We start from the raw sequence: 15,986 nt of genomic DNA, 5'->3' as shown, positions 1-15,986 counted from the left end.
ACCAAAACTCACTACAGAATATACGAATCAAGAGATATTACACGATATTATTACAGTAAATTTGAACCTTAAATGATATTACTTCGTCTATTCGCTACGCTCGGGTCTAATGCGTAATCTGGGTTTAAAAATAGTACCTCTACAAAAACAACAAAAATGAGTGTTCGTTCTCGATGCGCTTCGCGCTCAATGTCATTAAGTTAAGCCTCTCGTTTCATCCCGACGCAAGGATAAATCACATAAAGTAAACAACACAGCAGGCTCAAAAATTGAATTAGATTATGCGACTCCTCCTTGCGTCGGAGTGACAAACAGAAGGGTGATTTATTCAAGAAAATTTTCATAATCTTGTCATTTCGGCGTAAGTAGAAATCACATAAAGTAAACAACACAGCACGCTCAAAAAATGAATTAGATTAAGCGACTCCTCCTTGCGTCGGAGTGACAAACAGAACGGTGATTTATTCAAGAAAATTTTCATAATCTTGTCATTTCGGCGTAAGGAGAAATTACATAATCTTTTTAAAATCATCAATATAACAAAGTGATTTTTGAATTAAATTTCCTTAACTTAACGACATTGGCTTCGCGCTCAAACTAGCGGTGATTTCAATTATAGACAACCCGCTGTTCGAGTTGTTTTTAAAATGAAAAAAACGTATAGAGAACTTCCTTTTTAATCCAGTATATTTTAAGTCTAAATGGTATTATTTTATGAAATGTTTCTCATTATGATTCTTTTTTGATATTGATTGTGTGACACCTCCTTACCTAGCGACAAACAAGAGACTAAAAATAGAACCAAAAAGGTGCTTCGTTGAACCCAAAAGGTGCTTCGTTGAACCAAAAAGGTGCTTCATTGAACCCAAAAGGTTCTTCGTTGAACCAAAAAGGGTCTTCATTGAACCAAAAAGGGTCTTCGTTGAACCAAAAAGGTGCTTCATTGAACCAAAAAGGTTCTTCTTTCAACCAAAAAGGTTCTTCGTTGAACCAAAAAGGTTCTTCTTTCAACCAAAAAGGTTCTTATTTGAACCCAAAAGGTGCTTCTTTGAACCCAAAAGGTTCTTCTTTGAACCAAAAAGGGTCTTCGTTGAACCCAAAAACTAATCTATGAACTTTTATGCTTATGGGGAATAAAATATAATAATATAGAACATCAAGAATTTAATACCATTTAAACCTCTGGTTTAAATGGTATTTCTTTAATAGTCATAATTGATTAATATTGAGTTGAAAGGATTCATAATTATTTCGAAAGTCTATTTTTCACGATTTATTTTCTTAAAAGCTTCTTTGGCTAAAAGTTCCGTTATGGTCTTATTAAAATCTTTTTCTTCCATGTACCTAGCAAAAATATCTTCATTTTGATCGATGCGTTCTACAAATAATTGTTGCAAAACATTTTTGAACATCAAAGTAAATTTATCTTGTGGATTGGATTGTGCTGCTTGAATAATATCTTCATTTTGAATAGCCGATTCTACAATTTGATCAAAGAAATATTGATCGGCTTGGGTAAAATCAGTTCCGTAACGTTCATTTACTACATCTACAATTCTAGATATAGGAGTATATTCTTCTCGTACCATTCCTGTTGCAACATCCGTTGGGCCATCAAGTTGGTATTGTTTAGGGGTTTTTAAACTTATAGAGCCTTCACTAATTTTTTGCAAACGATAATATTCTAAACGAACTGTATCATCAAAATTATAGGCTGCTCCTGTATTTCGTTTGGGTAATTTGTTTGATAAATGTCTTAAGAAAATAAAAAGTTTTTCTAAATCTGAATCTTGATAAGGAATAATTTGACTTAAAAAAGCATACAAGTTTTTATAGGCTGTTATTTTACCTCTCCATAATTCTGCTTCTTCTTCTTGCTCTTGTAAAAAGTGTCTGAAATTTTCAACAGGAATATCTAAGATATGATTCATATCCTCGTGATCCTTATTGCTTTGTTTTTCCTTAGGTTTAAAATAGATTTCAGTAAAATGGTTTATATCATTATAAGTAAATATATCTTCTACTAATAATTCTTGTTGAATACGATATAAATTATTAGGATCTGCTTCCTGACCTAGTACAGCACCTTCATAATAGGTTTTAAAAGCGGCTTGAATTTCCTCGCGGTCATTTACAAAATCAAGTACAAAGGTGTCTTCTTTAAGCGGATGGGTACGATTTAAACGCGATAATGTTTGTACTGCTTGAATACCCGACAAACGTTTATCTACATACATAGTATGCAAAAGCGGTTGATCAAAACCTGTTTGGTATTTATCGGCTACTAATAAGATACTGTATTCTGGAGTGGCAAAATGTTCCGGCAAATCTTTTTCTTTGATGCCCTTATTCATTTCCACTTCTGTATAAAGGGTATCAGGCAATTTATCGTCTTTGACTTCTCCCGAAAAAGCTACTAATGATTTTATATTATAGCCTTTGGCTTTAATTACTTCGTCAAAACTTTGCTTGTATCGAACCGCTTCTAATCGAGAACCTGTTACGACCATTGCTTTTGCTTTGCCTCCTATTTTATGGCGAGTCGATTGGTAAAAGTGTTCGACCATAACCTCTGTTTTTTGTGCAATATTGTGCGGATGCAAACGCATAAAACGGCCTAAGGCTCTAGCTGCCTTCTTGCGTTCTACTTTAGGATCTTCTTCGGAAGCTTTAATCAATTTGTAAAAAGTAGCATAAGAGGTATAATTTTCTAAAACATCTAAGATAAAACCTTCTTCAATGGCTTGACGCATCGTGTATTTGTGAAGCGGTTCGCCATTAGTGGCAAATAATTTTATGGTTTTATGTTTGGGTGTAGCGGTAAAAGCAAAGAAACTGATGTTTTTTTGTTGTCCGCGTTTTGCCATATTACGGTAAAGAGCCTCTAAACCTTGGGCTTCTTCTTCTTGTGCTTTTTCTTGCGCTTCTTGTGCTAAGGCTTCGCCACCCAGTACCTCTTTTAAATCGGCGGCGGTTTCTCCTGATTGTGAGCTGTGGGCTTCGTCAACTAAAATGGCGTAATTTTTTGTTTTTAATAAGCCTGTTGTTTCTTCTCCGCGTTCTTCGGCTAGTTTTCGTAATTGATCGGTTACAAACGGAAACTTTTGTAAGGTGGTTATAATAATAGGAATACCATTTTCTAGAGCTTCGGCTAATTGTTTGGAGTCTTTATCTATTTTTAAAACAACGCCTTTTTTATGTTCAAACTGGTAAATAGTGTCTTGTAATTGTCTGTCTAATACCACACGATCTGTAATGACTATTACCGAATCGAACAAACGGGTATTATCTGCTTTATGTAAAGAGGATAAACGATGCGCTACCCGGGCTATGGTATTACTTTTGCCACTTCCTGCGGAATGTTCTATTAAATAATTAGTCCCAACATTATCACTCAAGGAAGTTGCAATCATACTGCGAACGGCTTGTAACTGATGATAACGAGGGAAAATCATGGTTTCTTTTTTTAATTTTCTTCCTTCGTCCGTGATTCTTTCCTCTACTTGCAAATGAATAAACTTCCCTAAAATATCCATTAGGCTATCTTTTTGCAAGACTTCTTTCCAGAGATAGGCTGTTTTATAACTTAATCCTTCTAGATCTACAGGATTGCCTGCACCGCCTTCGTTGCCTTTGTTAAACGGAAGAAAATAAGTGGCATCTTTAGCTAAACGCGTGGTCATTTCGACCTGATCTGTATCTACAGCAAAATGAACGAGTGTTCTTTTTTAAACTCAAAGAGCAGTTCACGCGGATCCCGATCGTGGCAATATTGTTTTTTAGCGTGGGTTATATTTTGATGGGATAGTTGGTTTTTAAGCTCTAAGGTGACCAATGGAATACCGTTTACACTTAAAACAACATCAATTGAATTTTGATTGCGATTGCTATAATAAAGCTGTCGCGTAATCCCGAATCTATTTTTATGATAGCGTTCTAAAACTTCTTCATTCATAGAATGCGAAGGTTTATAATATGCCAAGTGCAATTGTTTGCCATAACATTTAAAACCGTGGCGTAAAGTGGCCAAAATACCGTGAAGCTCAATCCATTTGGTCAAATCATATAAAATTTGATTCCCAGTATTGTCGCCTAAAATAGTTTGCAACTTTTCCCGGGTTGTAGGCTGGGTATCTTGTATAAAAGCGAGTGTCGTTTCAGGAAAAAAAGCTTTGTCTTTGTCGTAACTGCTACTAATAATAGTTTTGTAACCTGTAGCAAGCAATACGGTTTCTATACTTTTTTCAAAGGCTATTTCTTTAGTTTGGGCATTTCTCATACTTTACCTGAATGATTTAAATGATTGTTTGGTCTTGGTATAATAGGATTTGTATTTACATCAAAACAGTTTGTTTCTGTACCTATAAAAGTATTAATTAATTCTTGTCGCACAGCTGGAATTCCTTCAAACGCGATAAAGCCAAAACCAAAGCGTCTAAAATGGCTGTTTTCCCTTTTCCGTTAACACCTGCTATTAAAGTAATGTTAGAATTGAATTCAAAATAATGGTCATCTTCTAATGCCCTGAAATTTTTTATACTTAACTCTCGAATTCGCATATTAATCTAAGTTTATTTTGCCATTAATTGCAGCTGATATAATGGTAGTTCGTTTTTCTTTTAATAATTCAATAGAACTTAACAACCTATTAGAAAGTTCCTCATTTTTAGTTAACATTATTTCTAAAAAGTCAGTGATATTTTGTTGTTCATCTATGGAAATTAATGGTATATCTATATGTTTAATAAAATCTTCCCAACTTGCTCTGGGCATTTTAGCTCCTGTTGTTGAAGAATTTACCAAATCAATAAAGTTTGTGCTAATCATCACATAAAACAAGAATTTAGAAACTAGTTTTTCATTTGGTCTTAATACAAGTAATTCTCCATAAACGCCACCTTCTTCTTTTGCTAAATATACTTTTCCTAAATATGGTCTCAGTTTGTTAAAAATTATATCATTCTTTTTAAATTTAGTTGTAATACCTTCATAGTTGAAACTTTCTAAATTGGTTAATTTACCACTAAAACCTATGATATTTTCAACAGCGATTTTATGTTCTACATCAGCGTAATTAAGTTCGTCAATTTTATTCACAAGGTACTTCAACTTCACTACTTCCCAATGTTCAGGAATTTCCCCTAGCCATTCTATGCCCGAATCCTTCATAGCTACAGTAGTATCTAAGCCTTTGGTTACCGCTTGATTGATAACGGCTTTTTTCTTTTCTTCAAGTAGCGCGATTAATTTTGTTTTCTTTTCAATTAAGGCATCTATTTTGGCAATTTCGCGGTCTAAATAGTTTACAATTTTGTTTTGTTGTTCGAGTGATGGAAGTGGGATTTTATATTTTCCAATAGCATCTTTAGGGATACCAAATCGAGTAACTCCAGTGGCTTCAATTTCTAATTGTGTTCTATGTGTTTTTGACTCGAAGCAATAGAAGACAAATTTTGGATTTACTAAATTTTTCTTTGGTCTCATAAGTGCCAAATGATAACCACAAACTGTTGTGTTTTCAAAATTTCCAACTACCATTGCAGGAATTCCAATATCATCCCAACTTTCAGAATCTTTAGTAATTAAAATATCTCCATCTTGTATTTGAAAACGGTTTATTTCATTCTCTGATGCTGAACCTTCCATAAATTCTAGATCAGAGGTAATATATTTGTTTTTATATACATCTGTATAATTACATAAACTAACCTTTTCTTCTTCTTCCTTTATTATTTTATCTACTGGTGAAATTGAAAAATCAGCAATGTAAAAAAGTGGCACAATCTTTCTATCTGATGAAATCTTATTTTGCCAATCTAAATAATTACTCATACTTAATTATTTAATAAATCCAAAATTTGATTCTCAACTATACCTAATTCTTCATTAATTTCTTGCAACGAACGATTTTCACTCATCGTAAAGAAATAACGATTAAAATTGATTTCGTAGCCTACTTTATCTTTGGTACGATCCATCCAAGCATCGGGTACAAAAGGTAGTACTTCATTTTTAAAATAGTCTTGTATGTTTATTTTTAAAGGAATGTTTTCAAAATCACGTAAATCGGCATCGGCTTCGTACTCGTTTTTGCCTTTTAGTACTTTTTCGGCTTCAGGATCTTTGGTTGTAAATACACTTCTAAATAAACTGAGTTCTCTAGCAGACCATTTTAGTTGGTTGATTTTTTTGATTTCTTTGAGTGTTTTATTCCAATCGAGTAAAGGTGCACGCCCTAGTTTTTTATCGATAGCTTGTACATCGTCTAACAAATGAGGGCAAGCATCTAAGAAAGCCGTTTTAGCTTCTAAACTCATTTGGTATTTTAAACGCAAAGGGCGCTCTATGGTTACTCTCGTAAAACCAAAATCGTCATTGTCCAAAATTTTAGAATGTTCGGTTGTGGTATGTAAACCGTATTCTTGGGTAATCATAGCAATATGATCGGGTTCCATTACCTGTATGATACCATCATTTACATCGCCTTCTCCTATTTTACGGCGTTTGCTTCCTTGACTTTTACGCATAGGAATATAAAAATCGCGGGCATCAAACAACTGGATTTTACCTTTTCGGTCGTCTTTTTTTCTATTGGTCAATACCCATATATAGGTGGTAATGCCTGTGTTATAAAACATTTGTTCGGGTAAGGCAATGATACTTTCTAGCCAATCGTTTTCAATAATCCATTTGCGTATATCGCTTTCACCAGAGCCTGCTCCTCCAGAAAACATAGGCGAACCACTAAACACGATTGCTAAACGCGAACCGTATTTTTTATTTTTTGGATCAAAAGGTTCAAACTTGCTAATCATGTGTTGCAAGAATAATAAAGCACCATCATTTACGCGGGGTAAACCTGCTGTAAATCGCCCAGTTTTGTCACGGCCTATTTGATCTTTTTGTTTTTTCCAATCTACCCCAAAAGGCGGATTGGCAATTAGGTAATCAAATTTTTTATCAGGAAACTGATCTTCTATTAATGTATCACCATATTTTATGGTGTCTTCAAATTTTGAATTGGAATCGTTTTTAATCAATAAATCGGCTGCCGCTGTGGCAAATGCTCTTTTGTTATAGTCTTGTCCGTAAGCCACTAATATAGCATCTTCATTGAGTTCTTTTACGTGATTTTTAGCTTCAGATAACATACCGCCTGTACCACAAGTAGGGTCCATAATTTCGCGAATCACCGATTTGCCTTGTAGGAAGTTATCATCATCAATGAATAAAATATTCACCATCAGCTTGATGATTTCACGAGGTGTAAAGTGGTCCCCCGCAGTTTCATTTGCTAACTCATTGAATCGTCGAATTAAGTTTTCAAAAATCAAACCCATATCGCGGTTAGAAACCATAGTAGGATGCAAATTGACTTTAGCAAATTCGGATATGATTAAGTACAAAATATTAGCATCGTTCATCGCAAATATTTCTTTTTCAAAATCGAAAAACTCAAATATCTGCCTTACGTTGGGTGAAAACCCGTTAATGTAGCTTGCTAAGTCTTGTGCGATATTATCTTGTGCGCCTTTTAACTTTTCGAACGTAAAGGGTGAGGTATTGTAAAATTTTTGCCCTGTAATTTTTCTAGTTTAGAGGTTAAAATAGAAACCGGAATATCGTTGTTATATTTGGTTTTTAGGCTGTTGTATTCGTTTATTACTTCTTCTTTTGTGTTTTCTAACACTGAATCAAAACGACGTAATACGGTCATAGGTAACATCACACGTTCGTACTGTGGTGGTCTGTAAGGTCCACGTAATAAATCGGCTATATCCCAAATGAATTTTATATGTTGTTGGTGTGTGGTCATTGTTTTAAATGTAATATGTTTTTGGAAAAATCATTATTATTTCAAAAACATATCTTTGCTTTTTTTTGAAATAAAACATTTTAGCTTTTTAAAGTCCCAAATTTACAAAACATAGCTAGTAAAAAGCTATTGTAAAATATAAAAAAACTTTCAATTATACTTGATTCATATTATGGGACTTCTCCCTTGGGTCGAAGGGACAAAAAATGGGTTGCATTTTGATTGTTTTTTCCATCTGCAAGACAATTTTTGTTCCTTTTTTGGTCTTTTTATCTCGCGCATAAAGTATAATACGCATTGGGAATTAAGGCGTAAAAGGGCTAAAGATTTCGTTTCAATTTGCTAATAGAAGGAATAAATTAAAGCAGATTCGTTTCTATTATTTTATAAAAATCATCAGGATTAAATGGTTTCGTAATAACATCCGTCATTCCATAAGATAATAGCATTTCTCTATTTTCATTTAAAGAAATAGCTGTTAGTGCAATAATAGGGGTTTCTTCATCAAATTTTCTAATTTTTTCTGTAGCAATTGTTCCATTTATACCCGGTAAATGAACATCCATTAAAGTAATATCATATTGATTTTTACGCATCATTTCAATAGAATCCTCACCAGTTTCACATAGTGTAACTAGCATCTTTTTCTTTTCTAGGATTTTCTTTGTAATCATTTGATTGATTTTATTGTCTTCTACAAGTAAAACTTTTTTGCCAATAAATACTTTATTATTTAATGTTTGATCTGATGTTTCTATTTCTTTGGTTCCTTTTTCTAATGTTAGGTCAAAATAAAATCGAGAACCTTTATCTACGGTACTCATTACTTTTATATCTCCTTTCATTAGAGCTACTAATCTTTTTACAATGGTAAGTCCTAATCCTGTTCCTCCATATTTTCTATTTATTTCTACAGAACCTTGTGAAAAACTTTCAAAAATTTCTTCTTGTTTATTTTCTGGTATTCCGATACCTGTATCCTTAATTTCGAAATGAATATCACATAAATTTTCACTTTCAGAAAGTAAGTTGGCAATAAATACGACCTCTCCATTTTTTGTAAATTTCAAGGCATTGTTTATTAGATTGATAAAAATTTGTGATATTTTAGTTGTATCCCCTATTAAATTTTGAGGAATTTTTTCATCTATTTCTAGCTTAAATAAGTTATTATTTTGGTCTGCTAATTCTTTTAAGGATTTATGTATATTATTAATTAGTTCTCTAAAATTAAAATTAATTAATTCTATTTCTATATTATTTGATTCAATTCTATTGATTTCTAGGATTTCATTTATATAAGTTAAAAGATAATTTCCAGAAAATTTTAAAGATTTTAAATATTCTATTTGGCTTTTTTTGGGGTTTTCTTCTAATAATAAATGGGATATACCATTTATAGCATTTAATGGGGTTCTTAATTCATGACTTACTGTAGACAAGAATTCTGTTCTAGCTTTGGATGCCTTTTCTATTCTTTCTTTTGCTATTTTTAGCTCATTATTTTTTTCTCTTAATAATTCATTAGATTTATTACGAATTATATTGTTTTTATAAAGGGAAAGGCTTAATAAAGAAAGAATTGTGATTAAGGCTATTGCTAAAATATTTATCAGCTTAGAAAATTGAGTTGCTTTTTCTTGACTTCGTTTGTCTTTGTCCATTTTTTCTATGGATTTCATAAGATCATCAACTTTTACCTGCTCGTTGATCAAATGCTGATTTTTAAGCTCTCCTACTCGTTCTAAAGAATCTTTTATACGAAGATGTTTTTTTAAAAATAGTAAAGAATTATTAGTTAAAGCATTTAATTCATAAATTTTACTTAATTCTTCTGTAGATCGTAATTCTAAACAAGCATTTTTTTCTTTTCTACTTAATAAATAGGATGTTTTTAAATATTCTAAGGCATCTACATATCTTCTTTCTTGACTTTTAATAAGTCCTAATTGAAAAAATATTTCTGATTTATTTCTTCTGATTTCTTTAGAATGAGGACTATTTAATAATTTTATCAAATTAGCTTCTGCTAATCTTAAATTATTTTGTTTGATATAAATTTTAGCTTTTTCTAAAAGTAAAACAACTTTAGCTTCTGGTAAATCAATATTATCGTAAACAGAATTTGCTTTGCTAAAATAAGCTTCTGCTTTTATATTATTTGCTTTATGTAAATGACAAATACCTATTTTAAAATAAGAAGAGGCTAATTTGGTAGACGGTTCTAAAGTATTATAAACAGAAATTGCCCGAATAAATTTTTCTATTGCATCATCGTATTTTTCGAAATCTAAATAAATGATTCCTAAAGTATAATATCCATTTGCAAGTGATGCGCTGTTTGCTCTTTTTTTAGCAAACACAATAGATTTATTGGCATTTTCTAAAGCTCTATCATAAATCTTAAACTCTTTAAATCGTATTGCTTTTTCAGAATAATAATAAGAACTGTCTACAGAAGTATTATCTGCACCACTATAAAATCCTAAAATTTGCGAATTAATAAAAAGAAATATATATCTAAATATTTTGTTCATAGGGAGTTGAAAAAAACTCTCTAAATATAATTATTTTTTGATAATATATTCAATTAAATTAATAATTCTTGATGAATAACCTATTTCGTTGTCATACCAGCCTACTACTTTTACCATTTTATCTATAACAGATGTTAATTGGGCATCAAATAAACAGGAATGAGGATTACCTAAAATATCAACGGATACAATAGGATCTTCTGTATAGGCTAAAATATTTTTCAATTCATTTTTAGAAGAATTAAGAAATGCTTTATTAATTTCTTCTATGCTTACTTCTTTTTAACATTAAAAGTAATATCAGTAAGGGATCCATCAGGAACAGGAACTCTAATGCCACACCCTCCTATTTTTCCTTCTAAATCTGGAAATATTTTAGTTAGGGCTTTTGCAGCTCCTGTTGTTGTGGGTACTATAGATTGTGAAGCTCCTCTAGCCCTGCGTAAATCTTTATGTGGTTGATCATGTAAACTTTGATCTGTTGTAAATGAGTGTACAGTGGTAATATAAGCTTGTTCTATACCGCATAATTCTTGTATTACTTTTATCATGGGAGCGGCATTATTGGTAGTACAACTTGCATTAGAAACAATAATTTCACTTCCATCTAAAATATGTTCATTTACACCTAAAACTACTGTTTTAATTGTTTCTACTTCAGCTGGTGCTGATAATATTACCTTTTTAGCTCCTGCTTCAATATGCTCATATAGAGCTTCGTAGCTTTTAAATTTACCTGTACATTCAATAACAAAGTCTATTTTTAGATCTTTCCAATTTATTTTTTTATTTCTTTCTCATGAAAAAAAATAAATTCTTTTGCTTCTACAAAGATTGATTTCTCACTATAAGATACATCAAAGGGTAAAACACCGTGTATGCTATCATATTTTAATAAATGAGACATGGTTCTATTGTCTGCGATATCATTAATAGCTACAACATCTATTTGAGGGTGATTGAGTAATAATCTAAATAGATTTCTACCAATACGACCAAAACCATTGATTGCAATTTTTATTTTTTTTCAGATTCCAAATTCCAAATTGTAAGATTAGTAAACTAATTTTATTGTATCCTATTTTAAAGTATATGTTTTTCTGCATGGTAGCTAGAACGAACTAAAGCTCCACTTTCTACATGACGAAAACCTAATTCTTTCGCATATTTTTCATAATTCGCAAATTCTTCAGGAGTAATATATTGTTTTACTGGCAAATGTTTTTTACTTGGTTGTAAATATTGACCAATAGTAATGATATCCACATTTTGATTACGAATATCTCGAATCGTTTCATAAACTTCATCTTCTGTTTCTCCTAAACCAAGCATAATTCCTGACTTTGTTCGTCTAATCCCTTGATCTTTTAAATATTTTAAAACGGCTAAACTTCTATCGTATTTAGCTTGTATCCGAACTTCTCGGGTTAAACGACGAACTGTTTCCATATTATGAGACACAACTTCTGGATTTGCCTCAATAATCCTATCAATATTACGTTCCACTCCTTGAAAATCGGGAATTAAAGTTTCTAAAGTGGTTTCGGGGTTCATCCTACGGATTGCTTTAATTGTTTCGGCCCAAATAATAGACCCCATGTCTTTTATATCATCTCGATCAACACTTGTAATAACTGCATGCTTAATTTTCATGATTTTTATAGAACGCGCCACCTTTTCTGGTTCATCCCATTCAATATCTTCTGGGCGTCCTGTCTTTACTCCACAAAAACCACATGATCTTGTACAAACATTTCCTAAAATCATAAAAGTAGCCGTCCCTTCTCCCCAACATTCACCCATGTTAGGGCAACTTCCTGAAGTACAAATAGTATTCAGTTTATACTTATCTACTAAACCTCTGAGTTCGGTATATTTTTGACCAATAGGAAGTTTTACTTTAAGCCATTTAGGTTTTCCTGATGGGAGTATATTGGAAGTATTTATTGTATCCATTCTTTATTTATTTCGGTACAAAGATAATCATTGTTATAAATAATAAGATTTGATTTTTGTGTTAAAATAAGCTAAAAAAATAGATTTTTATTAAGATTTATCATTCTATAATAAGGCTCATTAAATCGAGCATTCTTTTCTGAATACATCTTTTCAAAATTATTATCAAAGACTTAAAACTCTATTTTTTATTGAGCAACTGACTATTAGTCTCTTTCTTTATTGTATGAGTATTTAAATATTAGAACTCTTTTGTTTTAAAAAAATTAGTATTTGTCATATACAAGAAAACATATTTAATAGAGATTTTTTTAAAAACAATCAAATAAAAACTTGGATATTTAAAAAATAATTGTATAAATTTGTGGTATAATTTAAAGCAGATAAATCAAAAATGAAACATATACTAAACAATACTTGGTGGTGGAATAACTTACGTCGAATATCGTGAGCAGCACCAGCTATGTAAAAGTTTAAGGAAACATATACAAAAAGGCTTGTCAAATCACGACAAGCCTTTTTTTATTAACTGAATTTTAAAAAGCACAATAGAATTATGAAAATCTATTCATTAAAAACATCATTTAAACAAGTACTTGCCGATACTATTACACCTGTTAGTATTTACTTAAAGCTTAGAGATAAATTTCCGCATAGCATCTTATTAGAAAGTAATGATTATCATGCTAACGATAATAGTTTCTCATATATTTGTTGTAATCCCATTGCTAGCATAACGGTAAAGAATGAAAAAATCATTACTTCTTTTCCTGACGGAAATTCAGTTACACGATCTATTAATGATAAAAAGGATGTAATTATAGCTATTCAAAATTTTAAAGATAGCTTTAAAATAGAAAAAAACAATTTCAAATTTATCTCCAACGGTCTTTTTGGTTTTACTACTTACGATGCCGTTCGTTACTTTGAAAAAACAGAAATCACCCCTAAAGAAACCAATTTAAACTTACCCGATTTACATTATAGCGTATATCAAAATATCATTGCTATCAATCATTTTAAAAATGAGGCCTATTTATTTTGCCACAATATCAACGGTACAAATAATTTAGATGAGATAACGCAATACATTCAATCTAAAACTTTTGCTTCATATAATTTTACTCGTGAAGGAGAAATTACTTCTAATCTAACTGATGATTTTTTCAAACAAAATGTAACCCTAGCAAAAAAGCATTGTGCCCGTGGTGATGTATTTCAACTGGTATTATCACGTCGTTTCTCTCAAAAATTTAAGGGTGATGAATTTAATGTTTATCGAGCCTTACGAAGCATTAACCCCTCCCCTTATTTATTTTATTTTGACTATGGAAATTTTAAAATTATGGGATCCTCTCCAGAGGCTCAAATCATTATTCAAGACCGTAAAGCTGAAATTCATCCTATTGCTGGAACCTTCAAACGTACAGGTGATGACGAAAAAGATGCTATTCTGGCTAAAGAACTTTCTGAAGATCCAAAAGAAAACAGTGAACATGTAATGCTTGTAGATCTAGCTCGTAATGATTTAAGTCGTAATGGAAACAATGTACAAGTTGAAAAATATAGAGAAGTACAATACTTTTCACATGTTATCCATTTAGTATCAAAAGTAACAAGTCAATTACACGAATCAGCAAACACCATGCAAGTTGTAGCAGATACTTTTCCTGCAGGCACGCTTTCAGGTGCTCCTAAACACAAAGCCTTACAATTAATTAACGAAATTGAAAATATCAATCGTTCATTTTACGGTGGTGCAATAGGTTTTATGGATTTTGAAGGCAATTTTAATCACGCCATTATGATCCGCACATTCATTAGTCAAAATCATGAACTTCATTTTCAAGCTGGAGCTGGAATTGTAAATGATTCTGTAGAAGAAAATGAAAAAAAATGAAGTGTTTAATAAATTAGGAGCATTAAATAAAGCATTAGAACTCGCTGAAACAATATAAATAAAAATCTACCATTACATTAAAAATAGTAATTGTTCTTAAAATTAAAATAATATGAAAATAGTAGTCATAGATAATTACGATAGTTTTACCTATAACCTCGTGCATTACCTAGAAGATTTAAACTGTGAAGTTATAGTATATCGTAACGATGAATTTGAATTAGAAGAATTAGAAAAATTTCAGAAGATTCTTCTATCTCCCGGACTCGGTATACCTGATGAAGCCGGCTTATTAAAAAAAGTAATTGAAAAATATGCTGCTACTAAAAGTATTCTAGGAATTTGTCTAGGACAACAAGCTATAGGAGAAGTTTTTGGCGGAACATTAATAAACTTAGAAAAAGTATATCATGGTGTTGCTACAAAAGTAAAATTAACGGACTCAATAGACGAAGTTCTTTTTAGAGATTTACCTCAGGAATTTGAAGTAGGACGTTATCATTCATGGGTCGTATCTAATGACAATTTTCCAACAGTTTTAGAGGTTACTTCGATAGATCAAAACGGACAAATAATGTCTTTAAAGCATAAAAAGTATGATATTCGTGGTGTACAATACCATCCTGAAAGTGTATTAACACCATTAGGTAAAAAAATATTAGAAAATTGGGTTAATTGGAAAGAATAACAAATAGGAAACCTATTTTGTGTTGTTCTATCCTTTATTCATAAAAAACAAAAAAGATCCTATCCAATTTTAAAAAAATATGAAAACAATCCTTAACAAATTATTTCAACACGAAACCTTATCAGCAACAGAAGCTTATTCTGTTTTAATCAATATTTCGAATGGAATTTACAATTCCAGTCAAATTGCTTCATTTTTAACTGTATTTATGATGCGTCCTATTACCATTAATGAACTTGCCGGTTTCCGTGAAGCGTTGTTAGAATTATGTATTTCTATTGATTTTTCAGATTATGAAACCATTGATTTATGCGGAACAGGTGGCGATGGCAAAGACACTTTTAATATTTCTACCTTAGCTTCTTTTATCTCTGCAGGTGCTGGTATTAAAGTAGCAAAACATGGGAATTACGGTGTTTCTTCTATTTCGGGATCAAGTAACGTGATGGAATATTTAGGTGTAAAATTTAGTAATAAAAGAGATTTTTTAACGAAATGTATAGAAGAAGCCAATATTGCTATTTTACATGCTCCTTTATTCCATCCTGCCATGAAACAAGTAGCCCCTATACGTAAGGAATTAGGTGTAAAAACGTTCTTTAATATGTTAGGTCCAATGGTCAATCCTAGTTTCCCTAAACATCAAATGGTAGGTGTTTTTAATTTAGAATTAGCTCGCATGTATGCCTATTTGTATCAAAGCACAGATACTAATTTTACAATTTTACATGGATTAGATGGTTATGACGAAATTTCTCTAACCAATGATACAAAAATAATTTCACGCGAAAAAGAGCAAATTCTTAAACCAGAAGATTTTAAAATTTCCAAATTAAATCCTCTTGACATTATAGGAGGAACAACCATAGAAGAATCAGCTAATTTATTTTACAAAATTATAGCTGGTAAAGGAAGTGATGCTCAAAACAATGTAGTATGTGCAAATGCTGCTCTTGCCATTAGTACAATTAAAAATTGTTCTATTAATGAAGGATTTGAATTAGCTAAAGAAAGTCTCTTAAACGGAAAAGCATTAGAAAAATTAAAAAAAATTCAAGCTATTAGTGAAAACGATTTATCATAATTATG

At 31.4% G+C, this 15,986-nt stretch carries 10 protein-coding genes and 3 pseudogenes; 3 read left to right on the top strand and 10 right to left on the bottom strand.

All coding sequences use genetic code 11. The annotated features are described in order from the left end of the window. Positions 1-789: 789 nt before the first annotated feature. The 10 genes and pseudogenes from JJC05_RS15395 to lipA form a co-directional block, all read right to left on the bottom strand. Positions 790-1,011, bottom strand: coding sequence for a hypothetical protein (locus tag JJC05_RS15395; protein ID WP_235877786.1), 222 nt, complete (start codon positions 1,009-1,011; stop codon positions 790-792). 248 nt (positions 1,012-1,259) lie between these two features. Then, complete coding sequence (locus JJC05_RS15390) at positions 1,260-3,683, bottom strand: type I restriction endonuclease subunit R (RefSeq protein ID WP_235877785.1); 2,424 nt, start codon at positions 3,681-3,683, stop codon at positions 1,260-1,262. 17 nt (positions 3,684-3,700) lie between these two features. Continuing rightward, entirely contained in the window at positions 3,701-4,279 is a 579-nt protein-coding gene (locus tag JJC05_RS15385; protein ID WP_235877783.1) for a type I restriction endonuclease, read from the bottom strand. 97 nt (positions 4,280-4,376) lie between these two features. Beyond that, positions 4,377-4,559, bottom strand: coding sequence for an AAA family ATPase (locus JJC05_RS15380; protein WP_258929299.1), 183 nt, complete (start codon positions 4,557-4,559; stop codon positions 4,377-4,379). 1 nt (position 4,560) lies between these two features. Beyond that, positions 4,561-5,832 (bottom strand): restriction endonuclease subunit S, encoded by a 1,272-nt coding sequence (locus tag JJC05_RS15375; RefSeq protein WP_235877779.1) that lies wholly within the window; start codon positions 5,830-5,832, stop codon positions 4,561-4,563. Positions 5,833-5,834: 2 nt separating this feature from the next. After that, positions 5,835-7,424, bottom strand: a complete 1,590-nt coding sequence (locus JJC05_RS15370; RefSeq protein WP_235877777.1) for an HsdM family class I SAM-dependent methyltransferase — start codon at positions 7,422-7,424, stop codon at positions 5,835-5,837. 18 nt (positions 7,425-7,442) lie between these two features. Continuing rightward, positions 7,443-7,816, bottom strand: a pseudogene (locus tag JJC05_RS15365) (type I restriction-modification system subunit M N-terminal domain-containing protein); the annotation flags it as partial. 359 nt (positions 7,817-8,175) lie between these two features. Next, entirely contained in the window at positions 8,176-10,353 is a 2,178-nt protein-coding gene (locus tag JJC05_RS15360; protein ID WP_105195609.1) for a tetratricopeptide repeat-containing hybrid sensor histidine kinase/response regulator, read from the bottom strand. 30 nt (positions 10,354-10,383) lie between these two features. Then, a pseudogene (gene gap / locus JJC05_RS15355) lies at positions 10,384-11,374 on the bottom strand (type I glyceraldehyde-3-phosphate dehydrogenase). Between the two features lie 62 nt (positions 11,375-11,436). Further along, on the bottom strand, positions 11,437-12,309 hold the full coding sequence (gene lipA / locus JJC05_RS15350) for a lipoyl synthase (protein ID WP_088393419.1): 873 nt from the start codon (positions 12,307-12,309) through the stop codon (positions 11,437-11,439). Between the two features lie 556 nt (positions 12,310-12,865). Between lipA and JJC05_RS15345 the strand changes: the two are divergent. The 3 genes and pseudogenes from JJC05_RS15345 (at position 12,866) to trpD (ending at position 15,981) form a co-directional block, all read left to right on the top strand. Continuing rightward, positions 12,866-14,267, top strand: a pseudogene (locus tag JJC05_RS15345) (anthranilate synthase component I family protein). Positions 14,268-14,321: 54 nt separating this feature from the next. Beyond that, positions 14,322-14,897 carry an anthranilate synthase component II gene (locus JJC05_RS15340; RefSeq protein WP_235877773.1) on the top strand — a complete coding sequence of 192 codons (576 nt, stop codon included), beginning with the start codon at positions 14,322-14,324 and terminating at the stop codon, positions 14,895-14,897. A 79-nt stretch (positions 14,898-14,976) separates the two neighbouring features. Further along, on the top strand, positions 14,977-15,981 hold the full coding sequence (gene trpD / locus JJC05_RS15335) for an anthranilate phosphoribosyltransferase (RefSeq protein WP_105195611.1): 1,005 nt from the start codon (positions 14,977-14,979) through the stop codon (positions 15,979-15,981). Positions 15,982-15,986: the final 5 nt, after the last annotated feature.

It is taken from the genome of Flavobacterium davisii (assembly GCF_019565505.1).
GTDB lineage: Bacteria > Bacteroidota > Bacteroidia > Flavobacteriales > Flavobacteriaceae > Flavobacterium > Flavobacterium davisii.
Note: the sequence above shows the minus strand (reverse complement) of the source record. Positions and strands in the feature narration are given on the sequence as shown.

What these genes read in the sequence shown, in the direction of transcription:
- trpD (WP_105195611.1), top strand. Translation starts at nt 14,977, where the DNA reads ATGAAAACAATCCTTAACAAATTATTTCAACACGAAACCTTATCAGCA.
- JJC05_RS15385 (WP_235877783.1), bottom strand. Translation starts at nt 4,279, where the DNA reads ATGAGAAATGCCCAAACTAAAGAAATAGCCTTTGAAAAAAGTATAGAA.
- JJC05_RS15390 (WP_235877785.1), bottom strand. Translation starts at nt 3,683, where the DNA reads ATGACCACGCGTTTAGCTAAAGATGCCACTTATTTTCTTCCGTTTAAC.
- JJC05_RS15375 (WP_235877779.1), bottom strand. Translation starts at nt 5,832, where the DNA reads ATGAGTAATTATTTAGATTGGCAAAATAAGATTTCATCAGATAGAAAG.
- JJC05_RS15370 (WP_235877777.1), bottom strand. Translation starts at nt 7,424, where the DNA reads ATGAACGATGCTAATATTTTGTACTTAATCATATCCGAATTTGCTAAA.
- JJC05_RS15380 (WP_258929299.1), bottom strand. Translation starts at nt 4,559, where the DNA reads ATGCGAATTCGAGAGTTAAGTATAAAAAATTTCAGGGCATTAGAAGAT.
- lipA (WP_088393419.1), bottom strand. Translation starts at nt 12,309, where the DNA reads ATGGATACAATAAATACTTCCAATATACTCCCATCAGGAAAACCTAAA.
- JJC05_RS15340 (WP_235877773.1), top strand. Translation starts at nt 14,322, where the DNA reads ATGAAAATAGTAGTCATAGATAATTACGATAGTTTTACCTATAACCTC.
- JJC05_RS15360 (WP_105195609.1), bottom strand. Translation starts at nt 10,353, where the DNA reads ATGAACAAAATATTTAGATATATATTTCTTTTTATTAATTCGCAAATT.